This is a genomic window from Chitinolyticbacter meiyuanensis, from assembly GCF_008033135.1.
In the GTDB taxonomy this organism is placed as follows: domain Bacteria; phylum Pseudomonadota; class Gammaproteobacteria; order Burkholderiales; family Chitinibacteraceae; genus Chitinolyticbacter; species Chitinolyticbacter meiyuanensis.
In genome coordinates this window covers 1,425,759-1,447,053 of the sequence record NZ_CP041335.1, presented here as the reverse complement: position 1 = coordinate 1,447,053, position 21,295 = coordinate 1,425,759, and the positions used below count along the sequence as shown (strand labels likewise).

The following is a 21,295-nucleotide window of genomic DNA, read 5'->3' as shown; positions in this document are numbered from 1 at the left end:
CAAAACTGTAAGAAAAACAAGCATTAAGGCTTACGTCCTCACCCGCTTTCTTGCATTAGGCGTAAAGGCTCAATCCTGATCTCGCCACCGGCAAATGCACGGCACCGGCCAGCTGCTCCGCATCGATCACCTGGCCGGTCTGCTCGCCCTGCGCGGACGCGAATCCACCGCCCGATTGCTGCCCACCCTGTTGCTGCTGCGCGGAGGCCTGCTGTTGGGTCTGCTGGTTCAGCGAATCGGATGCCACCTGTACGTTCACCAGCTGGATACCCTGATCGGCCAGTAGCGCGGAAAGCCGTGGCGTGGCCGCCGCCAGCGCCTCGCGCACGCCGGCATGCTGGCTGGCGAACACCACGCTGGCGTTGTCAGCCGCCAGCGACAGGCGCACCTCCATCGGGCCCAGATGCGGCGGATTGAGCTGCATCTCGATCTGCTGCTCCTGCTTGCCCAGCATCAATGCCACCCGTTGCGCCACCGCATCACCCCAGCGATTGCTGCCGACTGGCTCGGGCACATAGTGGCTGGACTTCACCGCCTGCGCCTCGTTCTTGGGCGCAACCGGCTGGCTGACCGTTTCGCTGTTGGCGACGCGGCAGGTCGGCGTGGTTTCGGCATCGGTCTCGAGCGGCAAATCCTCGTGCTCCTGCCGGGCCAGCAGCGGCAAGGCTTTGCCGTCGGCGGCAAGTTCTGCCTTGCCATCCTTCACGGCGGCCTGGGCCAGTTGTGCCGAACTGGTTGCGTCCTCCTTGGTCGCCGCCCCCACCTTGCCGGTGGCATTGGCGAGCCAGGCCTTCATCGCGGCAACCGGGTCGGCCGCGTCGGTTTCTTCCCCCGACTGCGGCAGCTTGATCATCTGCGCGGCACTGGTGAGCTGCAGCTCCGCCAGCCAGGCGTGCGCTGCCTGTTGGCCCGTATCGTCGCCGGCCTCGTCACTGCTCCCTTGCTGCTTGCCCTTCACCGGCTCCGCTTTATCTTCGCCCATTTCGTTGGCAAAGACCTTGCCGAAGCTCTCGTCCTGCTCGCCCTGTGCTGCAGGCGCAGGCGGGCTGGCGGGCTTGGAGTTGGCGTTGCTGATCAGGTTGACGGCGCTGGCCATGGTGGAATCCCTGTTTGCTGGTTCGCCTCGCGTTAAAGCAAATCCGATGCCAGCCCCGCATGCTAGACTGCCCCGCAGCAAGGAGCGGGGCGCATGGCAGAAGATTCAGACGCAGAAAAAACGGAATCGGCGACGCCCCGGCGCCTGGAAGAGGCGCGCCGCAAGGGCCAAATCCCGCGCTCACAGGAGCTCTCCACCTTCACCGTACTGCTGGCCGGCCTCGTCGCCATCCTGGTGATGGGCCCGGACCTGATGGATGTGTTCCGCCAGCTCTTCATTTCCGAGCTGACCTTCGATCGGGCCGAGCTCAAGAACCCCGAAGTGATGCTGACGCAGTTCATCGCTGCCTGCGGTGAGGCATTGAAAGCGGTCCTGCCTTTGTTCCTGGTCTGCGCCGTGGTAGCCATCATCACGCCGCTAGCGATCGGCGGCCTGCTGCTCACCACCGAGACACTGGTCCCCAACTTTGCCCGGATGAACCCGATGACCGGGTTGAAGCGGATGTTCTCGGTCCGTTCGCTGGTCGAAATGACCAAGACCATCCTCAAATCTGCCTTGATCGGTGGCGTGGCCGCAGCGGTGCTGTGGCACGAGAAGGAGCAGTTCATCCAGCTGATCAGCATGCCCGAGGACGTGGGCTTCCATTATCTGTGGCAGATGATCCGCCACACGCTGCTGCTGGTCGTCGGCGGCATGATGCTGATCCCGCTGATCGATGTGCCCTACCAACTGTGGGACTACTACAAGGGCCTGCGGATGACGAAGGAAGAGGTCAAGCGCGAATACAAGGAACAGGAAGGCGATCCACAGGTAAAGGGCCGCATCCGCCAGCTGCAGCGCGAAGCGGCCAGGAAACGCATGATGGCCAACATCCCCAAGGCCGACGTCATCGTCACCAACCCGACCCACTATGCCGTGGCACTGCAATACACCTCCAAGATGCGTGCGCCAGTGGTGGTGGCCAAGGGCGCGTTCCTGCTGGCCGAACGCATCATCGAGATTGGCCAGGAACACAAGGTCACCGTGGTGCGCACTCCGCCGTTCGCGCGGGCACTGTACCACCACGCCGAGCTCGGTGAGGAAATCCCCGCCGCGCTCTACACCGCAGCGGCCGAAGTGCTGGCGTATATCTTCCAGCTGCGCGAATTCCGCAAGCATGGCGGCCTGGAACCGAAGCTGAACGACACCTTGCCGGTTCCGGTCGAACTCGACCCGGGCGCGCCGGACACCACGGCCTGAGCATTCCGGTAGAATCGCTGCAAATCCCGAGCAGGACCCAGACGTAGACCATGTGGTGGCGCAACTTCAACTACACCAAGCTCGCCGGCCCCGTGCTGGTGCTGTTGGTGCTCGGCATGATGATCCTGCCGCTGCCGCCGCTGCTGCTCGATCTGCTGTTCACCTTCAATATCGCGCTGTCGGTCGTGGTGCTGATGGTGAGCCTTTACACGCGCGAGCCGCTGGAGTTCTCCAGCTTTCCCACCGTGCTGCTGTTCACCGCGCTGCTGCGGCTGTCGCTGAATGTGGCCTCGACCAAGCTGGTGCTGACCGAGGGGCACACCGGCGGCGATGCCGCCGGCAAGGTGATCGAGGCCTTCGGCCATGTGCTGATCGGCGGCAACTTGGCCGTCGGTATCGTCGCCTTCGTCATCCTCACCATCATCAACTTCGTCGTGATCACCAAGGGTGCCGGCCGGATTGCCGAGGTGAGCGCCCGCTTCACGCTCGATGCCATGCCCGGCAAGCAGATGGCGATCGACGCCGACCTCAACGCCGGCCTGATCGGCGAGGAAGAAGCCCGCCGTCGCCGCAGCACGATTGCACAGGAAGCCGATTTCTTCGGCTCCATGGATGGTGCCTCCAAATTCGTGCGCGGCGATGCGGTCGCTGGCATCCTGATCATGGTGATCAACCTCGTCGGTGGTTTGATCGTCGGTGTGCTCCAGCACGATCTCGCCCTCGCCGAAGCCGGCCGCACCTACACGTTACTGACCATCGGCGACGGCCTCGTCGCCCAGGTACCTGGCCTCATCATCTCGGTCGCGGCCGGTATCGTGGTGTCGCGTGTCGGCACTGACAAGGACATCTCCGAGCAGTTGCTGGGCCAGTTGTTCGCCAATCCGCAGGTGCTCTACATCGTGGCCAGCGTGATGGCCATCCTCGGCATCATCCCCGGCATGCCGCACCTGGCCTTCCTCACCATGGCCCTGGTCGCTGGCGGCCTTGCCTGGTATCTGGAGAAGCGGGAGAAGGAAAAACTGCTGGCACCGCCACCAACCCCCGGCGCCAAACCCGGCCAACCGGGGCAACCAGGCGCAGTGGCCCCGGCAGAGCAACCACTGCAGGAAGTCAGCTGGGCCGACGTGCAGCCGGTCGATCCGGTGGGGCTGGAAGTGGGTTACCGGCTGATTCCGCTGGTCGATCGCAACCAGGATGGCGAACTGCTGCGCCGCATCCGCGGCATCCGCAAGAAGCTGGCACAGGAGCTGGGATTTCTGATGCCCGCCGTGCACATCCGCGACAACCTGGAGCTCAAGCCCAACCAATACCGCATCCTGCTCAAGGGCGTCGATGTCGGCGTCGGCGAGGCCTATGCCGGACAGTGGCTGGCGATCAATCCGGGCAATGCCTCCGGTTCACTCGCCGGCACCCAGACCAAGGACCCCACCTTCGGCCTGCCCGCCACCTGGATCGATGCCAGCCTGCGTGAACAGGCGCAGGCCATGGGCTACACAGTGGTCGACACCTCCACCGTGGTCGGCACGCATATCTCCAACACGCTGCAAGGCCACGCCGCCGAGCTGCTGGGCCGCGAGGAAGTGCAGGCACTGCTCGACCATTTCGCGAAGGAATCGCCCAAGCTGGTCGAGGACATCGTGCCCAAGGTGGTGCCGCTCGCCACGCTGCAGAAAGTGCTGCAGAACCTGCTCGACGAAGGCATGCACATCCGTGACCTGCGCACCATCCTGGAAACGCTGGGCGAACATTTCCCGCGCAGCCAAGATCTGGACGACCTCACCGCCGCCGTGCGCGTGGCGCTGGGCCGCGCCATCGTTCACCAATTGTTCCCAGGCGAGAACGAACTGCCGGTCGTGGCACTGGAACCGCAGCTGGAGAACATCCTGCTCTCGGCCGCCAGCGGCAAGTCGCCGGGTGGACTGGAGCCGGGCCTTGCCGAGCGCCTGCTGAAACAGGCCTCGCAACTGACCGAGAATCTGGAAGCGCAGGGCCTCTCCACCGTGCTGATCACCCCGGCCCAGCTGCGACCGATGCTGAGCCGCTTCCTGCGCCGCTCCATTCCAGGGTTGCGGGTGATCTCGCATACCGAGATCCCGGACAACAAGACCATCCGCATCGTCGGCGTGCTGGGAGCCGCCTGAGACGGTGCAGCAGGCGCCTCAGGCGCCCAGCACCACCGCCACCACGCGCCGCTCTTCCGCGGCGAGCACGTTGAAGGTGCGGCACATCGCGCCGTTGTCCATCACGTCGAGCCCAACCCGGGCCGCCATCAGTGCGCGCGACAGCCGCGGATGCGGAAAACGGATACGATCGCCGGTACCCAGCAGCACCATCTCTGGATCGAGCTGCAACAGCTCGGCGAAGTCGCCCTCCTCAAGCGCGGCGAAATCGGCCGGGCGCCATTCGCGCACCTCGCTGGTGGTCACGATCACGCTGCCATCGAAACGCTCCTCGTTGACGAGTACGTAGCCCTCGCCGTAGCCGGTGAACTGGTTCAGATGCGTGGTGGTGCTGCGATGCAGTTTCATGGCGGAACGTCCGTGAATCGAGCCCCGATTCTACCCGCAAACTGTAGCCCCGCCCGCCCTCACACGCTGTATCCACCCCCGGCGCCCGACTTCGCTAGAATACGTGGTTTCCCCTAACGGCCGGGCCGTCGCCATGAACCCCATCCACAAGTCGAACAAGCTCCTCAACGTCTGCTACGAAATCCGTGGCCCGGTACCGGAGCGAGCGCGGCAGATGGAGGAGGAAGGTCATCGCATCATCAAGCTCAACATTGGCAACCTGCAGCCGTTCGGCTTCGATGCACCGGACGAGGTGGTGCAGGACGTGATCCGCAACCTGCCCAGCGCGGCCGGTTACGTCGATTCCAAGGGCCTGTTCCCCGCGCGCAAGGCGGTGATGCACTACACCCAGCAGAAGCGCATCGCCGATGTAACGGTCGACGACATCTACATCGGCAACGGCGCATCCGAGCTGATCGTGATGTCGATGCAGGGCCTGCTGAACAATGGCGACGAGGTGCTGGTGCCGGCGCCCGATTACCCGCTATGGACCGCCGCGGTGAGCCTCGCCGGTGGCACTCCGCGCCACTACCTGTGTGACGAAGCCAACGGCTGGCTGCCCGCGCTCGACGACATGCGCGCCAAGATCACGCCGCGCACCCGCGCCATCGTGGTGATCAACCCGAACAATCCCACCGGTGCGCTGTACCCGGACGAGGTGCTGAAGGAAATCGTCGAGATCGCCCGCGAGCATGGCCTGATCATCTACGCCGACGAAATCTACGACAAGGTGCTGTACGACGGCGCAAGCCACACCTCAATCGCGTCGCTTGCCGACGATGTGCTGTTCGTCACCTTCAATGGACTGTCAAAGAACTACCGTGCCTGCGGCTACCGCGCCGGCTGGATGATCGTGTCGGGCAACAAGAAGATCGCGCGCGACTACATCGACGGCCTCAACATTCTTTCGACCATGCGGCTGTGCGCCAACGTGCCGGCGCAGTACGCGATCCAGACCGCGCTCGGCGGCTACCAAAGCATCAACGATCTGGTGGTGCCGGGCGGGCGTCTGGCACGGCAGCGAGATTTGGCCTGCGAGCTGTTGAATGCCATTCCCGGGGTCTCGGTCGCCAAGCCGCAGGCCGCGCTTTACCTGTTCCCGCGACTCGATCCCCAGCTCTATCCGCTGGAGGACGACCAGCAACTGGCGCTGGAGCTGCTGCAGGAGGAAAAGGTGCTGATCGTGCAGGGCACGGGCTTCAACTGGATCGCACCGGACCACTTCCGCCTCACCTTCCTGCCGCACCTCGACGACCTGACCGATGCGGTCGGTCGCATCGAGCGCTTCCTCGCCGGTTACCGAAAACGCCACGGTACCGCATAATGCGGGTTTTGCCGCTGACCGATGATGCGGGCCGCCTGATCGCGCCCGACTGGCTGGGCCGCGCAGAACCGGTACACCGGCAACTGCGCCCGCAGCTCCCCGTCGACTACCCCGGACGGATGGCCGAGGTCTGCGCCAATGGCGGGCGGTTGATCGCCGCCGTCGATGGCGACACCGTCGTCGGATTGGCGCTGTGGCGCCTGATCGAGAACACCTACGAGGGCCGCCGGCTTTACGTCGATGACCTGATCGTGGACCAAGCGCAACGCTCTCTTGGCGTTGGCCAGCTGCTGCTGGGCTGGCTGGAAACCCAGGCAGGCTCGCTGGACTGCGCGGTACTGGCGCTCGATTCAGGTGTGCAACGCAGCGGCGCACATAAATTCTATTTTCGCGAGGGGATGACGATCGCCTCGTACAGCTTCAGGAAGGCATTGCAATGAAACCCATCCAGGTCGGTTTGTGTGGCGTCGGTACCGTCGGTGGCGGTACCGCTACCGTGTTGAAACGTAATTGCGAGGAAATCGCGCGTCGTGCTGGCCGGCCCATCGTGGTGCGCATTGCCGCCAACCGCAATCTGGAGCGAGCCCGCGCCGCGCTCGGTGACAGCATCGAGCTGATCGACGACGCGCTCACTGTTGCCCGCCACCCCGACGTGGAAATCGTGGTCGAGCTGATCGGCGGCACCACCGTTGCCAAGGAGGTGGTGCTGACCGCCATCGAGCACGGCAAGCACGTGGTCACCGCCAATAAGAAGCTGATCGCCGAATATGGCAACGAGATCTTCGCCCGCGCCCAGGAAAAAGGCGTGATGGTCGCGTTCGAAGCCGCCGTTGCCGGCGGCATTCCGGTGATCAAGGCGCTGCGTGAAGGCCTGACCGCAAACCGCATCGAATGGGTAGCCGGCATCATCAACGGCACCAGCAACTTCATCCTGACCGAGATGCGCGACAAGGGCTCTGCCTTTGCCGACGTGCTGGCAGAAGCGCAACGCCTGGGCTATGCCGAGGCCGATCCGACCTTCGACATCGAAGGGCACGACGCCGCGCACAAGCTCACCATCATGAGCGCCATCGCCTTCGGCATCCCGGTGCAGTTCGACAAGGCCTACCTTGAAGGCATCAGCACGCTGCAAGCTGCCGACATCAAGTACGCGCAAGAGCTGGGCTATCGCATCAAGCTCTTGGGCGTCACCCGCCGTCGCGCCGAGGGTATCGAGCTGCGCGTCGCGCCGACGCTGATCCCGGAAAAGCGGCTGATCGCCAATGTCGACGGCGTGATGAACGCCGTGCTGGTGAAGGGTGACGCCGTCGGCGCCACGCTGTACTACGGCCCGGGCGCCGGCGCCGAGCCGACCGCTTCGTCGGTGATCGCCGACCTCGTCGACATCACCCGTCTTGCCACCGCCGATCCAGAACATCGCGTGCCGCACCTGGCGTTCCAGCCCTCGGCCCTCGCCGACCTGCCCATCCTGCCGATCTCGGAAGTCGAGACCTGCTATTACCTGCGCCTGAACGTGCAGGATCAGACCGGCGTGCTGGCCGACATCACCCGCACGCTGGCCGATCACGGCATCTCCGTTGACGCGATGCTGCAGCGCCCGGGTCACGACGGCAACGACGACGGCCGCGACGACATCGCCATCGTCACCCACCTCGCGGTGGAAAAGCGTGTCGATGCCGCCATCGCCCAGATCGAAGCGCTGCCTGCCGTCAACGGCCAGGTGGTCAAGCTGCGGCTGGAACACCTGAACGGCTAATCCGAACCTGAGCGGCAGGGCCCGTGCCCTGCCCTACACGAGCCCGAACATGCATTACATTTCGACCCGCGGCGGCATGGCCCCGCAACGCTTCTCCGACATCCTGCTGGGTGGCCTGGCCCCCGATGGTGGCCTCTCCATTGCCGAGGCCTACCCCAAGCTGGAACTCGCCGAGCTCAAGGCGCTGGCAGAGCTGAACTACCCCGACCTCGCGTTCGCCGTGATCAGCCGCTTTGTCGACGACATCCCCGCTGATGATCTCAAGGCCTTGATCGCCAGAACCTATACCGCCGACGTCTACCGCCATGGCCGCGATGCTGCCCGCGCGGGCGAGATCACCCCGGTGGTACAGCTGGAAGACGGCCTCTATATCGAAGAGCTGTCGAACGGCCCGACGCTGGCGTTCAAGGACATGGCGATGCAGTTGCTGGGCAACCTGTTCGAGTACGTGCTCGAGCAGCGCGGCGAGGTGATCAACATTGTCGGCGCCACCTCGGGCGATACCGGCTCGGCTGCCGAATATGCGATGCGCGGCAAGCACGGCGTGAATGTGTTCATGCTTTCGCCGCACGGCAAGATGAGCCCGTTCCAGCGCGCGCAGATGTTCAGCCTGCAGGACAGCAACATCCACAACATCGCGGTAACCAGCTTTTTCGACGCCTGCCAGGACATGGTCAAGGCGGTGAACAACGACGCCGCGTTCAAGGCGCAATACAAGATCGGCGCCGTCAACTCGATCAACTGGGGCCGCGTGGTCGCCCAGGTGGTGTACTACTTCAAGGGCTACTTCGCCGTGGCGAGGGAAGTGGGCGAGCCGGTCGACTTCTGCGTGCCGTCGGGCAACTTCGGCAACGTCTGCGCCGGCCATATCGCCCGTCAGATGGGCCTGCCGATTCGTCGCCTGATCGTCGCCACCAACGAGAACGACGTGCTCGACGAGTTCTTCAAGACCGGCGGCTACTTCCCGCGCGGCCTCGATCGCACCTACGAGACCTCCAGCCCGTCGATGGACATCACCAAGGCCTCCAACCTCGAGCGCTTCGTGTTCGACCTGATCGGCCGCGATGGCACCAAGCTCGCCGCGCTGTGGCGCGAAGTCGATGCCGGTCGTGGCTTCAAACTGTCCGACGCCGATTTCGCCTGCATGCACGACGAGTATGGCTTTCGCTCGGAAAAGAGCAGCCACGCTGACCGCATCGCCAGCATCCGCGAAGTGAAGGCCAAGTACGGCATCGAGATCGACCCACACACTGCCGACGGCTATCTGGCTGCCAAGGCGCATCGCGAAGCCGGCGTGACCATGGTGATCCTGGAAACCGCCCTGCCCGCCAAGTTCGAGGCGACGATGCAGGAGGCACTGGGCACCGCCCCGCAACGCCCGAAGGACTTGGCCGGCCTGGAAGCGCTGCCGCAACGCTTCGATGTGCTGGAAGCCGATGCCGAGGCCCTGAAGCGCTACGTCGCCTCCCACCTCGATCGCTGAGCTGTGCGCACCCAACAAAAAACCGGCTGACAGCCGGTTTTTTGTTGGGTTGGCTCCAGTGACTACTTGGCTGCAGCCTGGGCGGGTTCAGGCTTTGCCGCAGCCTCCACCTTGGGAGCCTCCGGCAGCTTGGCTGGTACACCGAGCAGCTCGTCGACGGTGACAAAGCCGTAGCCAGCCTCCTTGAGCTTTGTGATCATCTTGTCCACTGCGGCAATGGTGTGCTGGCGCGGCCCGCCACCATCATGCATCAGCACGATGGCCTCCTCGTTGATGTGATCAAGCGCCATGCGCTCGATCATGTTGTCACCGTTGAAGCTGCGTGCCGCCAGCCAGTCACGGGTGTCGACCGACCACGAGATCACCTTCAGACCCCTACTGCCGAGCAGCTTCACCTGCTCATCGGTGATCTCGCCATACGGTGCACGATAGAGCGTCGGCTCGAAACCCAGCGTCTGCTTGATGATGCCCTGGGTCTTGGCGACCTGGTTGTCCCAGAGTGCGGTCGGCGTGAGCCGGCTGGAATACGGGTGATCATAGCTGTGGTTGCCGATCACGTGCCCGTCGGCCAGCACTGCCTTGGCGAGCTGCGGATACTTCTCCACCCACATGCCCAGCTCGAAGAAGGTGGCGCGCACCCCATGCTTCTTCAGCACCGTGAGCAGCGCCAGCGTATTGCTGTCGTTAGGGCCATCGTCGAAAGTCAGCGCCACCACCTTGCGCTCCGTTGGCCCGGCGATCCAGTACACGCCTGGAAAGGCTGCGGCCTGCCCCTCCATCACCTGCAGTTCAACCTGTTGCCAGCCTTCCAGATAGGGCGTGCGGATACGCTGCTCCTGAGCCGAGGCCAGCGGTATCGACAACGCGAGCAGCGCGGCCAGCAAGCCATAGCCGGGAAGTTTGCCTTGCATGATCGGACTCCTTGCGATGTGGATGAGCAGAGTGTACGCAGCCTGCCGCATCACGATTTTTCCCAAATTGCGCTTCGCCATGCCCACCACTCAAGCCTGCCATGCATGAGCTGCATGAAAAAGGCCCGCCTTACGGCGGGCCTGATCGGCGGTGCGATGTGCTCAGCGTACGCGCTTGAAGGCAAGGCCTTCAGCGTCGAACAGCATGCACTCGCTTTCCGGGAACACGACCTTGATCGCGTCGCCATACTTCAGCGTGGTGCTGTTGCCCGGCAGCTTGACGCTGATGATCTCGTTGATGCCCGGGATCTCGATGTAGGCCAGCACGTGGTCACCCAGATGCTCGATCAGGTCGACGCGGGCCGGGATCGCGTTGGCATCGGCATCGGTCGCCAGCTGGATGTGTTCCGGACGGATACCCAGCGTGACGCGATCGTTGGCCTTGGCACGGCCGGCATCAACACCCGCTTTCACGGCGATGCCCTTGGGCAGACGCACGGTCGCCGAGCGGTTGTCGGAAGCCACGACCGAGGCGTCTAGCAGGTTCATCTTGGGCGAACCGAGGAAGCCGGCCACGAACAGGTTGGACGGGTTCTCGTACAGTTCGAGCGGCGAGCCGACCTGCTGGATGATACCGGCGTTGAACACCACGATGCGGTCGGCCAGGGTCATGGCCTCCACCTGATCGTGGGTCACGTAGATCATGGTGGTCTTGAGGTCCTGGTGCAGCTTGGACAGCTCAACACGCATGTTCAGGCGCAGCGCAGCATCCAGGTTGGACAACGGCTCGTCGAACAAGAACACCTTGGGCTCACGCACGATGGCACGGCCGATCGCCACGCGCTGACGCTGGCCGCCGGACAGGGCCTTGGGCTTGCGATCAAGCAGGTGGGTGATCTGCAGGATTTCGGCGGCGCGCTTCACGCGGCCATCGATCTCCGCCTTCGGGTTGCCTGCGAGCTTGAGCGCGAAGCCCATGTTCTCGGCCACGGTCATGTGCGGGTAGAGCGCGTAGCTCTGGAACACCATGGCGATACCGCGCTTGGAAGCGTGGATATCATTGGCAACCTTCTCACCGATCAGCAGCTCGCCTTCGGTGATGTCTTCGAGGCCAGCGATCATGCGCAGCATGGTCGACTTGCCGCAGCCCGACGGGCCGACGAACACGACGAACTCGCCGTCCTGGATCTCGAGGTTGACGCCCTTGATGACCTGAACGTCCTTGGTGTAGTTCTTCTTGATGTTCTTGAGCTTAACGGAAGCCATGAATCGATTCCTTTCTGAATTCTGTATCTGTCGCGGGGCGTGGACTTATTTCACCGCGCCATCGAGGCCGCTGATGAAGTAACGCTGCGTGAACGCGAAGAAGATCAGCACCGGCAGCACGGAGAGCACGATGCCGGCCATGACCATACTGGTCGAGACCGCGAACGGGCCGGTCAGGTCGTTGAACATACCGACGGCCAGCGGGTACTTGTCACGCGAGGTCAGCACGATGCCCGACCAGATGAACTCGTTCCACGCGTTGACCAGGGTGAAGATCGCCAGTGCCGCAATCGACGGCGCCGACACCGGCACCATCACGCGCCACAGGATCTGCAGTTCCTTGGCACCATCGACGCGGGCCGCATCGATCAGATCCTGCGGAATCTGCTCGAAGGCCTGCTTCATCAGGAAGATGCCGAAGGCACCAGCCACGGTCGGCAGATAGACACCGGCGAAGGTGTTGAGGCCGATCAGCTTGTACCCGATGGCGGCTTCGAAGAAATCACCGATGTGCTTGAGCGTGACGAAGTTCGGGATGATGGCGACTTCGGACGGCAGCATCATGGTGGCGATGATACCGATGAAGATCAGGCCGCGCCCCGGGAAGCGCAGTCGCGCCAGCGGGTAACCTGCCATCACCGAGATGATCACGGTGAAGATGATGGTCCAGAACGAGATGATGGTCGAGTTGAGCAGGTAATCCTTGAACGGAATGTCCGTGATCACCCGCTTGAACCACATCAGTCCGGGATCCGTAGGCAGGAAGGCGCCCGGGAACAGCCAGATGTTCGACGGATCTTCGGAAATGGCGACCGAGGTTGCCCAGATGAATGGGAAAGTAGTGAAGATGGTGAAGGCAATCAGCCCGGCGTACTGACCGGTGAGCTCGAGTGCCCGTGTAAAGGATTTACTCATGACGTTGTACCCAGGAAGCGATTATTTCTTTTCACCGAAGAAGCGGAACTGGACGATGGCCAGCAGCACGCAGAAGAAGGTGACCACCAGACCCGCTGCGGCAGCGCGGCCGAAGTTGAAGTTGGTGAACGCCTGGGCATACACGTAATAGAGGGCGGTATAAGTGTCGGCCTGACCGCGGGTCAGCACCACCACTTCTTGGAACGCCTTGAGTGCGGCAATGGTCGACAGCAGCGTGCACAAGAGGATGGTCGGCTTGACCATGGGCACGGTGATCTTCCAGAAGCGCTGCCAGGCATTGGCACCGTCCAGCACCGCGGCTTCCTCGACCTCGGTGGGGATGGCCTGCAGACCGGCAAGATACAGCACCATGTAGTAGCCGATACCCTTCCAGAAGGTGAAGATCATCACCATGTAGATGGCGATCTTCGGCTCACCGAGCCAGTTCACCTGCTCTTCGATCAGGCCCAGCGATTGCAGGAACCAAGTCAGGATACCGTCGTACTTATAGACGTTGAGCCACACGATACCGGCAATCGAGATGGCGGTAATGACAGGGATATAAAACGCAGCCCGGAAAAAAGTCATGCCCGGCAACTTGTTGTTGACGAGCTTGGCAACGAGCAGTGCGGCGACCTGAATGACAGGCACGACCAGCAGGAACAGCAGCGAGTTTTTCAGCGCCTGGTGAAACAGGTCTTCGCCATACAGATATTTGAAGTGCTCGAAGTTGTTCCAGGTGGCGGTTGCATCGGCGATGCTGTAGTCGTTGAACGCCAGGTAGGCGTTGTAACCGACGGGCCAGAAGGTGAAGACACCCATCAGGATCAAGGCTGGCGCCAAGAACAGATAGGCGATGGCGGTGTAACTGGAGGTTTTCACGGCGCAACTCGACTGTGATTTTTTGTAATGCAAGAAACAAACGGAACCGCCGTCGCCGACGGTTCCGTTCGGTACTACGCTAGCGAGTAGCTAGTGACTTACTTGGCGAGCTTGGCGTTCCAATCAGCAGCAGCTTCGTCCAGGGCAGCCTTCACCGGCTTGCGGCCTTCGATGGCGTTCTGGATTTCGTCTTGCAGCTTCTTGTTCATCGCAGCACCGTCCGGCAGCACGCCCGGCGGGATGGTCAGAGTGCGGGCGTTGTCCATGGACTTGGCAGCCACGGCACGTGCGCGCTCAACCACATCGGCGCTCTTGGCACCCGACTGGAAGTACGGATCCAGGTTAGCCTTCTTGGTCGACGGGAAGGTCGATTCGGTAGCCTTCGAGAACAGAACTTGCTGCTCGTCGCCGGTCAGGTACAGACCCAGCTTGGCGGCTTCTGCCGGGTTCTTGAAGCCCTTCGGCACCACGAAGTCCATCAGCCATGCGCCGAAAGCACGTTGGCCAGCGTCGGTCGGGAACGAAGCAACTTCGGTCTTCGCATAAACGGCCGGAGCGTCGGTTTCGGTACGCTTCAGCGCTTGCGGAGCGGTCGTCATCATGGCGATGCGGCCCGAGTTGTACGCAGCGATTTCTTGCTCGAAGGCCATCTTGAAGACGTCCTTCGGCAGCACGCCGGCCTTGTACAGGTCAGCGAACTTCTGCACGAAAGCGACGTGCTTCGGCGAGTTGAACACGGCCTTGCCGTTCTGAACCATCGGCAGACCGGCGTAGTAGAACCAGCCTTCGAAGTTGTCGAGCTTCGGAGCGAAAGCAGCAGTGCCGGTCTTGGCAGTCACTTGCTTGGCGGTAGCCACCAGCTCTTCGAAGTTCTTCGGAGCGGACTTCACGCCAGCCTTGGCGAAGATGTCCTTGTTGTAGGCGATGATCGAAACGGAGTTGTACCACGGGAAGGCGTACAGCTTGCCGTTGACGGTCACGTCCTTGATGGCGCCAGCCGAGTAGACGCTCTTGGCGCCACCAACGTACTGGTCGAGGGCGACGATGTTGCCTTGAGCGGCAAATTCGTGAACCCAAGGCACGTTGAAGTTAACCAGAGCAGGCGGGTTGCCAGCGGCGATCGAGGCGATCAGCTTCGGTTGGATTTGGTCCCAGTTCATGTCAACCCACTTGGCCTTCAGGCCCGGGTTGGCGGCGTTGAACTTGGTGACGGCCTGTTCGAAGTAGCCGTTGAACTTCGGAGCCAGGTTCATGGTCCAGAATTCGAGCTCGGTATCAGCTTGTGCGTGAACAGCAGCGAAACCGAACACCGCAGCGCCAACGGCCAACATCTTCTTCAGCTTCATCTTGTCTTCCTCTTGGAGTTATCGACAAAAAACGCTCGGAATCGCTTCCTCGCGATACACCACATATGACTCAGTGCTGATTCACCAAACCATGCGGATTTTTATTGTGGACGGGAGTCTACCAGAAACCCCCTCCACATAGTTTGACTCTGCTCAGAGAGTCAATACGGTTTATTACTTGCCAGCGGCGAACTTGCTGTTCCAGAACGCCACGGCTTCGTCGAGCGCCTGCTTCACCGGCTTGCGACCGATGATGGCGGCTTCGATTTCATCATTCATCTTCTTGTTCATCGCGGCTTCGTCAGGCAGACCGGAAACGGTCAGCGTGCGCGAACTCTTGATTGCCGAAGCGGCTACGGCAGTCGCCTGCTCCACCGGATCCTTGGACTTGGCGCCGGCCTGGAAGAACGCATCGTCCAGCGCCTTGTTGGTCGACGGGAAGGTGGCCGAGGCTTTGGCAAAGGCGAGCTGTGACTCATCGTTCGAGATGAATTGACCGACCTTCACAGCTGCATCGACGTTCTTGAAGCCCTTGGGCACCGACCACAGGAACAGGAAGCCACCGAACGGGGTATTGCCCTTGCCTTCCGGGAAACCAGCCACGCCAGTCTGGGCGTACACCTTGGGCGAATCAGTCTGGGTGCGCTTCAGTGCGTGCGCACCTTCGCCGAACATGGCGACCTTGGCACTACCGAAGGCAGCGATCTGCTCTTCGAATTGCATCTTGAAGGCATCCTTCGGGATCACGCCATCGGCGTAGGCCTTCTTGAATTCCTCAACCAGCTTGACGTGAGCCGGGCTGTTGAACACGGCCTTGCCGTTCTGCACCACGGGCAGGCCGTCATAGAGGAACCAGCCGGCGAAACCGTCGTTCAGCTTCGGCGCGAAACCGGCCACGCCGGTCTTTTCCTTGACGACGCGTGCAGTCTTCAGCAGCTCGTCGAACGACTTCGGCGCTTCCTTCACGCCGGCCTTGGCGAGCAATTCCTTGTTGAAGAACAGCACGGCAGTGACCTGATACCACGGCAGGCCATAGATCTCGCCTTCGTAGGTCACGTCCTTCAGGGCGCCGTTGGTATAGACATTCTTGAAGCCGCCCACCTGCTTGGTGATCGGCTGGATGATCTTCTGTTGGGCAAACTGGTCCATCCAGGGCTTCGGCAGGTTCACGAGGCCCGGCACGTTACCGGCGGCCACCGACGACACCACGCGTGCCTGGAAGGCATCCCAAGGCACATCGACCCAGACTGCTTCGATGCCGGTCTGCGACTTGTTGAACTTGGCGGTCAGATCCTTCATCACAGCGTCGAACTTCGGCGACAGACTGTTGGACCAATACTCCACCTTCACCTTGTCAGCAGCATGAGCGGTGGATGCTGCGAACAGCGCAGCGGCGATGGCGAGAAACGGCTTCAATTTCATATCGACTCCAGAATTTCCTTGTTTTGTGAACGTCGTGTTGCGCCCCTGCCCAGCAGGGCCTGCTGCAACAACGACCGTCAAACAGTCGAAAACCACTCTCGCAATCTGGACGACTTCCCGCGCGGCATGGCCACGCATCGCCTCTTTATCTACCACGTCGGATATGCCGGCGAGCCGGGCGCTCCCCTTGACCGCCCGGCCGTCGCGCGTTTCGCGTCAACGGTTCTGCCGACTGTCCGACGGAATTCGACGCCGAAGCAGGTTACAACAACTGCCCGTACGGGTGAATACCGATACCGCAAGCAAAACATGATGCAACGCAATAACCACACACCCCATCCATCCTGGTGCGGCACGCACCAAAACGGCGGTTTTGTAGCCCCGTTTTCGCACAAGCGCAGGACAACTACAAAACCGCCGCAGTGGATAAGTAAAAACCCTAGTTACAACAGCAATTTATCGATGCAACTCAACCGTGAAATCGTAGTAATCGCTGCGAAACCATGAATGTGTGAGTTCAACCGCCAGGCCGTTTTCCAGATATCCGACCCGAACAAGGTGCAACATCGCCTCGCCCACAGGGATTCCGGCGAGCGCGGCAAGCTCCGGACTGGCGTTGACTGCACCGATATTTTGTATCGCGCGTACAACAGTGAGCTTGGCGTTGCGCATGTATTCATAGAGCGAATCGCCGATCACCAGTGGGTCCGGCACCAAGTGATAGGGTAGCGCGGTTTCTTCGACTGCCATCACGGTGTCGTTGGCCAGACGCACACGTTGCAAGCGGCTGACACGGCTGTTGGGCGCGAGGTTGAGCTTGAGCAATTCCTCGCTCGATGCCGTCGCCACTTCACGCTTGAGCCAGCGCGAGCCTGGCGTGAACCCCCGCAGCTTCAGCATCTCGGACAGGTTGGTCAGCCGCTCCAGCGGTTGCTCCAGCTTGGGCGTGATATAGGTCCCCGAGCCCTGGCGACGCAGGATCATGCCCTGCTCGAACAGCAGGTCGAGTGCCTTGCGTGCAGTCACCCGCGAAACACCGAGCAACTCGCAGAAGGTCCGTTCGGAAGGCAGTGGCTCATCCGCCTTCCAGAATCCGGCATTGATCGCCGCCGCCAGCTTGTGGCCCAGTTGCAGGTACAGCGGCGTTGCACTATCCGGGTCGGGTTTCAGGACGAGCAGTTTCTGCTGGGCCAGCATGGCGGCTTCCTCTCGATCAAGCCGAGACAGCGCGATGGATCAGTATCAGCGCACCGGCGCAGGAATCCTTGACCGGCAACGTGGTGGATGCAAGGAATGCGGCCGGGATATAAGGCCGGATCGCTTGCGACAGCCCGCCGCCACACAAGGCGATTGGCAGCGACGGCGCATCGGCACGCAGTGCTTGGCCGATGATCTCGATCTCGCGCCCGGCTTCGTGCAGGAAATGGCGCGCGGTTTCGTCCGACTGGCCGAACTCGACGACGATGGGCGACAGCGAAGCACACTCGCCCTGCTTCATGCCGGCCATCCACTCGAACACGGTTTCGCGGCTGTCACCGGTCACGCTCGTCAGCTTGCGGGTGAACGGGGTATGCGGCGCACGGCCATCAACCACACGCTGCACCAGGTTGATGGCCTTGAGGCCCAGATAGGCGCCCGAGCCTTCGTCCGAGGTCGGGAAACCCCAGCCGCCGACTTCCAGTCGCTTGCCGTCCGGCAGCCATGCTTCGCCGATCGAACCCGTACCAATGGCGATGATGCCGCCGTGCGCGCCGTTGTGTGCGCCCAGCAGCGTGGAAAAACCATCCGTCTCGACCACGATGCGAGCAAAGCCCGGATTCTTGTTCTCGAACTCCTGCGCCCAAGCCTTCACGGTGACGCCGGACAAACCAAAGCCTGCGGCGCAGCGGCTGAAATCGGGGCGCTCGACGCCCAGCTTCTCGAAACCTGCGCGGATCGCCAGCGTGATGTTGGTCCACGCCTTGTCGATACCTTGCCCCAGCGCAGAGGCGCCGCCATCGGCGCGTACCAGCTCCTTACCGGATAGATCGGCAATGCAGATCCGGGTCCCGGTACCGCCGCCGTCCACGCCGATCAGATATTCGATATTGCTCATGCCGCACTCCCTCGATTCGTGGGTCCATCCGCTTTCCGGGCAGACCACTTGCCAGCTGTTCCCATACCACTTGCCGTCGCTTTGCCCGCACATGGTCGGCCAAGGCACGGCATGCCTTGTTCTTCTGGTCGCCGCACACGGCGACCGAGATGCCAATTTAGAGAGGGGGTCATACCGTGTCAACGGACGCAGCGCATAAAAAAACCCCGCGACTGCTCGCGGGGTGAATTCGAAAGGAGTGCAGCATGCGCTACACTTTAATATTAGTAATCCATTATTTATGGATAATCAAGTGGTGGATACGCGATGTAGAGGCCTAGCAACACCATCCAGACCCACCGGGCAGACCACAGCGCATGCGACAGGACGTGCGCGCCACGCATGGCCTGCCCCCACCATGACCCCACCCAGCATCAGTGCAGCGGCACCGGCAGCATAGGCACAGCGGGGTTTGCGCTCGCGCAGCGCGAAATAGAATGCCAGCAAGGCAAAGCCGCCCGAGGCTCCCGCCCCAGCCCCAAGAACATGCTCGCACCGAGACTGCGATTTCAGTACCGCAGGACCAGAAGATGTCGTAATTGATCAGACCGGCAGTGCCCGCCAGCTGCGGCGTGGTGTCGAGTGGGTAGCCATTGAGGTCGAAGTGATCTGCCCGTGCGGTCTCGCCCACCACGATCACCGTCAGCGATTTGCGCGCATGCGTAGTTCATACTGCAGCGCGGCAGGCATCGGGCGTGATCGGCACGAGCTGGCGCGGTCGCCTCAGACGCTGGCGTACATAACTGTCGGCCGCCTGGAGATAGTTGGTCGGCGTCAGCAGCCAGCGCAACTCGCGATGGTTGCGTACCACCGAGGCAAAGATCTGGTAGTAGAGCAGCGCGGTCAGCAGGATCAGCAACAGCGAGCCACAGATCAACGCCAGTTTGAAGACAGGCTCCCGGCGCAGTGGGCAGCGGGCACCATGCCAGCGGTACACGCCACACCAGCCAGGCCGGCAGCACGCCCAGATTAAGACAGCCGCCACGATAGTGAGGTGGGCCGCGTACTTTACACGGGGTTGTATGAGGATTCCGTGAGGCTCGCCAGCCGCAACGCAAAAACGCTGCCCTGCCCCGGCGCGCTGTCGAGCCGGCATGCCCAGCCGCAGCGATCAGCCGCTTGCCGCACGATGGCCAGCCCCAAGCCCATGCCGTCGCCCGCATCGGTCAGGCGCACATGGCGCTCGAATACCGCTTGCTGGCGTTCGCTGGCAATGCCAATCCCGGTATCGGTGACGCTCAACCAGCCGGCAGCGAAATCGAGGCTGACCGAACCCACCATGGTATAGCGCACCGCGTTGCCGACCAGGTTGTCGAGCGCCAACCCGAGCAGTGCCGGATCAGCCTCGAGCACGACATCAGTGGCAACCCGATTGTGCAATGCCAGGCCCTTGGCCTCCGCAGGCTTTGCGTGGTTCGCCAGCACCTCGGCCACGAACGTGTGCAACCACACCGGTTCGGGGCGCGGTTCGGCCTCGGCCCGCGCGAGGAACAGCAGCCCGCGCAAGCGCCGCTCCAGCTCATCGACCGCCGACATCACCCGCTGTGCCCGCGCATCGCCCTGCTCCGCCAGCAGCTCCGCGCCGGTCCGGATCCGGGTCAGCGGCGTGCGCAGTTCATGACTGACATTGGCGGTGAATTCGCGCTCACGCGCGATCAACTCGGCATTGCGCTGCCGATACTCGTCGAGTGCCATTGCCAGGCTTGCCACTTCCAGATCCTGATCCGGTCGGGCCAATGGCTCTGCCGCATCGGCCGTTACCCGCTGCGCCAACTCACCGAGTTGCCGCAGCAGCGCGCCAGACAGCCAGATGCCCAGCCACAACGCAAGCAGCGCCAGCACCACCACGCCGGCTGCCAGTGCCACCAGCAGCATGTCCAGCCGGGCTTCGTGCGCCGCCGTGTCGTACAGCACGTAGAAACGTCGCCCTGCCGTATCACGCACCCCGACATGGAACTCCGTCTCGCCGGCGTACCACTCGTGGTTGCCGACCGGGAAGGCGCGCAGCGGCTCGGGCAGGCCGGGCGGCCAGGCTCCTGCAGGCGCGTCGAAGGTGGTGAGGTGGGCCGCCAGCGTCGGCTGCTCGCCCCGCGCCCGGGCGGCGATCACGCCATCGAGCGCCGTGTTCACCACCTCGTCGATCAGATCCTCTTCCTGCTCCTCGCTGGCAACGAACAGCGCCACGGCCTGCGCCACCAGCGCCAGCGTGGTCAGCAGCGCAAAGGCAAGGGCGAGTCGCCAGCGCAGGCTGCGTCGGCGAGTCTGGCGTTCAGGCCGCATCAGGGTCGACCAGCTTGTAGCCGCGGCCATGCACGGTGATCAGCGGGCAGGCCCATGCTGGCGCCGTCAGCGCCCGGCGCAATACCGACAGCTGGGTGCGCAATGCATCGCTGGTCTCCTGCTCCTCTCCCCAGATCGCCAGTTCCAGCGTGCTGCGGCTGAACAATTGGCCGGGACGCCCCAGCAAGATCACCAGCAGTTGCAGCGCCTTGGGAGGCAACGCGAGTTCATCGCCGTGCCAGCAGGCGACGCCGCTGACCGGATCGTAGTCGAGCGCTCCCAGATGCAAGCTGCCATCGACCACCCGGCCCTGTGCCCGTTTCACCAGCGCGGCCAGCCGCACTTCCACTTCCTTGAGCGCGAATGGCTTGACGAGGTAGTCGTCGGCACCGGCCGCGAAACCGTCGAGCTTGTCGTCGAGCGTGTCACGCGCAGTCAGCATCAGGATGGGCGTGGCGAGGCGCGCATCCTGCCGCAGCCGTTGCGCCACCGTCAGGCCATCGACGCCCGGCAGGCCGAGATCGAGCACGATGGCGTCGAACGGCGTGCTGGCCGCCAGATGCAGCGCGACCAGTCCACCGGGCGCGGCGTCGACCTGATGGCCGCGCGCGGAGAGATAGTCATGCAGGTTGGCGGCGATGTCGGCGTCGTCTTCGACGATCAGGATGTGCATC

The 21,295-nt window shown here is 62.6% G+C and carries 20 protein-coding genes; 6 read left to right on the top strand and 14 right to left on the bottom strand.

Features of this window, described 5'->3' with window-relative positions:
* Positions 1 to 55: 55 nt before the first annotated feature.
* Positions 56 to 1,096, bottom strand: coding sequence for a flagellar hook-length control protein FliK (locus FLM21_RS06910; RefSeq protein ID WP_148714872.1), 1,041 nt, complete (start codon positions 1,094 to 1,096; stop codon positions 56 to 58).
* 93 nt (positions 1,097 to 1,189) lie between these two features.
* Here FLM21_RS06910 and flhB point away from each other — a divergent pair, with 93 nt between their 5' ends.
* Both flhB and flhA read left to right on the top strand, forming a co-directional pair.
* Complete coding sequence (gene flhB / locus FLM21_RS06905; protein WP_148714871.1) at positions 1,190 to 2,335, top strand: flagellar biosynthesis protein FlhB; 1,146 nt, start codon at positions 1,190 to 1,192, stop codon at positions 2,333 to 2,335.
* A 50-nt stretch (positions 2,336 to 2,385) separates the two neighbouring features.
* Complete coding sequence (flhA, locus tag FLM21_RS06900) at positions 2,386 to 4,476, top strand: flagellar biosynthesis protein FlhA (protein ID WP_148714870.1); 2,091 nt, start codon at positions 2,386 to 2,388, stop codon at positions 4,474 to 4,476.
* Positions 4,477 to 4,494: 18 nt separating this feature from the next.
* Here the strand turns inward: flhA and FLM21_RS06895 are convergent, their stop codons facing one another.
* The gene (locus FLM21_RS06895; protein WP_148714869.1) at positions 4,495 to 4,863 is read right to left on the bottom strand and encodes an Mth938-like domain-containing protein; all 369 of its coding nucleotides are present in this window, start codon (positions 4,861 to 4,863) and stop codon (positions 4,495 to 4,497) included.
* A 133-nt stretch (positions 4,864 to 4,996) separates the two neighbouring features.
* Here FLM21_RS06895 and FLM21_RS06890 point away from each other — a divergent pair, with 133 nt between their 5' ends.
* Genes FLM21_RS06890 through thrC form a run of 4 tightly spaced genes read left to right on the top strand, consistent with a single transcriptional unit; the run spans position 4,997 to position 9,465 of the window.
* On the top strand, positions 4,997 to 6,226 hold the full coding sequence (locus FLM21_RS06890) for a pyridoxal phosphate-dependent aminotransferase (RefSeq protein ID WP_148714868.1): 1,230 nt from the start codon (positions 4,997 to 4,999) through the stop codon (positions 6,224 to 6,226).
* A complete protein-coding gene (locus FLM21_RS06885) occupies positions 6,226 to 6,666 on the top strand; it encodes a GNAT family N-acetyltransferase (RefSeq protein WP_148714867.1) in 441 nt (146 codons plus the stop codon). The genes FLM21_RS06890 and FLM21_RS06885 overlap by 1 nt, the downstream gene beginning before the upstream one ends.
* Entirely contained in the window at positions 6,663 to 7,982 is a 1,320-nt protein-coding gene (locus FLM21_RS06880; RefSeq protein WP_148714866.1) for a homoserine dehydrogenase, read from the top strand. Before FLM21_RS06885 ends, FLM21_RS06880 begins: the two co-directional genes overlap by 4 nt.
* Positions 7,983 to 8,031: 49 nt before the next feature.
* The gene (gene thrC, locus FLM21_RS06875; protein ID WP_148714865.1) at positions 8,032 to 9,465 is read left to right on the top strand and encodes a threonine synthase; all 1,434 of its coding nucleotides are present in this window, start codon (positions 8,032 to 8,034) and stop codon (positions 9,463 to 9,465) included.
* Positions 9,466 to 9,527: 62 nt separating this feature from the next.
* Here thrC and FLM21_RS06870 read toward each other — a convergent pair whose 3' ends face one another.
* The 12 genes from FLM21_RS06870 to FLM21_RS06820 form a co-directional block, all read right to left on the bottom strand.
* Positions 9,528 to 10,376, bottom strand: coding sequence for a polysaccharide deacetylase family protein (locus tag FLM21_RS06870; protein WP_187360120.1), 849 nt, complete (start codon positions 10,374 to 10,376; stop codon positions 9,528 to 9,530).
* Between the two features lie 162 nt (positions 10,377 to 10,538).
* Positions 10,539 to 11,642, bottom strand: a complete 1,104-nt coding sequence (locus FLM21_RS06865; protein WP_148714863.1) for an ABC transporter ATP-binding protein — start codon at positions 11,640 to 11,642, stop codon at positions 10,539 to 10,541.
* Positions 11,643 to 11,687: 45 nt separating this feature from the next.
* A complete protein-coding gene (locus FLM21_RS06860) occupies positions 11,688 to 12,557 on the bottom strand; it encodes a carbohydrate ABC transporter permease (protein ID WP_148714862.1) in 870 nt (289 codons plus the stop codon).
* A gap of 21 nt (positions 12,558 to 12,578) precedes the next feature.
* A complete protein-coding gene (locus FLM21_RS06855) occupies positions 12,579 to 13,439 on the bottom strand; it encodes a carbohydrate ABC transporter permease (RefSeq protein ID WP_246120840.1) in 861 nt (286 codons plus the stop codon).
* A 98-nt stretch (positions 13,440 to 13,537) separates the two neighbouring features.
* Positions 13,538 to 14,785, bottom strand: a complete 1,248-nt coding sequence (locus FLM21_RS06850) for an ABC transporter substrate-binding protein (protein ID WP_148714861.1) — start codon at positions 14,783 to 14,785, stop codon at positions 13,538 to 13,540.
* A gap of 174 nt (positions 14,786 to 14,959) precedes the next feature.
* Entirely contained in the window at positions 14,960 to 16,207 is a 1,248-nt protein-coding gene (locus tag FLM21_RS06845) for an ABC transporter substrate-binding protein (protein ID WP_148714860.1), read from the bottom strand.
* 456 nt (positions 16,208 to 16,663) lie between these two features.
* Positions 16,664 to 17,404, bottom strand: coding sequence for a GntR family transcriptional regulator (locus tag FLM21_RS06840; protein ID WP_148714859.1), 741 nt, complete (start codon positions 17,402 to 17,404; stop codon positions 16,664 to 16,666).
* A 16-nt stretch (positions 17,405 to 17,420) separates the two neighbouring features.
* Positions 17,421 to 18,302 carry a glucosamine kinase nucleotide-binding domain-containing protein gene (locus tag FLM21_RS06835; RefSeq protein WP_148714858.1) on the bottom strand — a complete coding sequence of 294 codons (882 nt, stop codon included), beginning with the start codon at positions 18,300 to 18,302 and terminating at the stop codon, positions 17,421 to 17,423.
* Positions 18,303 to 18,618: 316 nt separating this feature from the next.
* Positions 18,619 to 18,972 carry a hypothetical protein gene (locus tag FLM21_RS21655; protein ID WP_373281829.1) on the bottom strand — a complete coding sequence of 118 codons (354 nt, stop codon included), beginning with the start codon at positions 18,970 to 18,972 and terminating at the stop codon, positions 18,619 to 18,621.
* 36 nt (positions 18,973 to 19,008) lie between these two features.
* Positions 19,009 to 19,278: a phosphoethanolamine transferase domain-containing protein gene (locus tag FLM21_RS20775; RefSeq protein WP_187360119.1), complete on the bottom strand. Its 270-nt coding sequence runs from the start codon at positions 19,276 to 19,278 to the stop codon at positions 19,009 to 19,011.
* 71 nt (positions 19,279 to 19,349) lie between these two features.
* The gene (locus tag FLM21_RS06825; protein WP_148714856.1) at positions 19,350 to 20,651 is read right to left on the bottom strand and encodes a sensor histidine kinase; all 1,302 of its coding nucleotides are present in this window, start codon (positions 20,649 to 20,651) and stop codon (positions 19,350 to 19,352) included.
* Entirely contained in the window at positions 20,611 to 21,294 is a 684-nt protein-coding gene (locus FLM21_RS06820) for a response regulator transcription factor (RefSeq protein WP_148714855.1), read from the bottom strand. The genes FLM21_RS06825 and FLM21_RS06820 overlap by 41 nt, the downstream gene beginning before the upstream one ends.
* Position 21,295 lies beyond the last annotated feature (1 nt).

What these genes read in the sequence shown, in the direction of transcription:
- FLM21_RS06910 (WP_148714872.1), bottom strand. Translation starts at nt 1,096, where the DNA reads ATGGCCAGCGCCGTCAACCTGATCAGCAACGCCAACTCCAAGCCCGCC.
- flhB (WP_148714871.1), top strand. Translation starts at nt 1,190, where the DNA reads ATGGCAGAAGATTCAGACGCAGAAAAAACGGAATCGGCGACGCCCCGG.
- flhA (WP_148714870.1), top strand. Translation starts at nt 2,386, where the DNA reads ATGTGGTGGCGCAACTTCAACTACACCAAGCTCGCCGGCCCCGTGCTG.
- FLM21_RS06895 (WP_148714869.1), bottom strand. Translation starts at nt 4,863, where the DNA reads ATGAAACTGCATCGCAGCACCACCACGCATCTGAACCAGTTCACCGGC.
- FLM21_RS06890 (WP_148714868.1), top strand. Translation starts at nt 4,997, where the DNA reads ATGAACCCCATCCACAAGTCGAACAAGCTCCTCAACGTCTGCTACGAA.
- FLM21_RS06885 (WP_148714867.1), top strand. Translation starts at nt 6,226, where the DNA reads ATGCGGGTTTTGCCGCTGACCGATGATGCGGGCCGCCTGATCGCGCCC.
- FLM21_RS06880 (WP_148714866.1), top strand. Translation starts at nt 6,663, where the DNA reads ATGAAACCCATCCAGGTCGGTTTGTGTGGCGTCGGTACCGTCGGTGGC.
- thrC (WP_148714865.1), top strand. Translation starts at nt 8,032, where the DNA reads ATGCATTACATTTCGACCCGCGGCGGCATGGCCCCGCAACGCTTCTCC.
- FLM21_RS06870 (WP_187360120.1), bottom strand. Translation starts at nt 10,376, where the DNA reads ATGCAAGGCAAACTTCCCGGCTATGGCTTGCTGGCCGCGCTGCTCGCG.
- FLM21_RS06865 (WP_148714863.1), bottom strand. Translation starts at nt 11,642, where the DNA reads ATGGCTTCCGTTAAGCTCAAGAACATCAAGAAGAACTACACCAAGGAC.
- FLM21_RS06860 (WP_148714862.1), bottom strand. Translation starts at nt 12,557, where the DNA reads ATGAGTAAATCCTTTACACGGGCACTCGAGCTCACCGGTCAGTACGCC.
- FLM21_RS06850 (WP_148714861.1), bottom strand. Translation starts at nt 14,785, where the DNA reads ATGAAGCTGAAGAAGATGTTGGCCGTTGGCGCTGCGGTGTTCGGTTTC.
- FLM21_RS06845 (WP_148714860.1), bottom strand. Translation starts at nt 16,207, where the DNA reads ATGAAATTGAAGCCGTTTCTCGCCATCGCCGCTGCGCTGTTCGCAGCA.
- FLM21_RS06840 (WP_148714859.1), bottom strand. Translation starts at nt 17,404, where the DNA reads ATGCTGGCCCAGCAGAAACTGCTCGTCCTGAAACCCGACCCGGATAGT.
- FLM21_RS06835 (WP_148714858.1), bottom strand. Translation starts at nt 18,302, where the DNA reads ATGAGCAATATCGAATATCTGATCGGCGTGGACGGCGGCGGTACCGGG.
- FLM21_RS06825 (WP_148714856.1), bottom strand. Translation starts at nt 20,651, where the DNA reads ATGGCCGCGGCTACAAGCTGGTCGACCCTGATGCGGCCTGAACGCCAG.
- FLM21_RS06820 (WP_148714855.1), bottom strand. Translation starts at nt 21,294, where the DNA reads ATGCACATCCTGATCGTCGAAGACGACGCCGACATCGCCGCCAACCTG.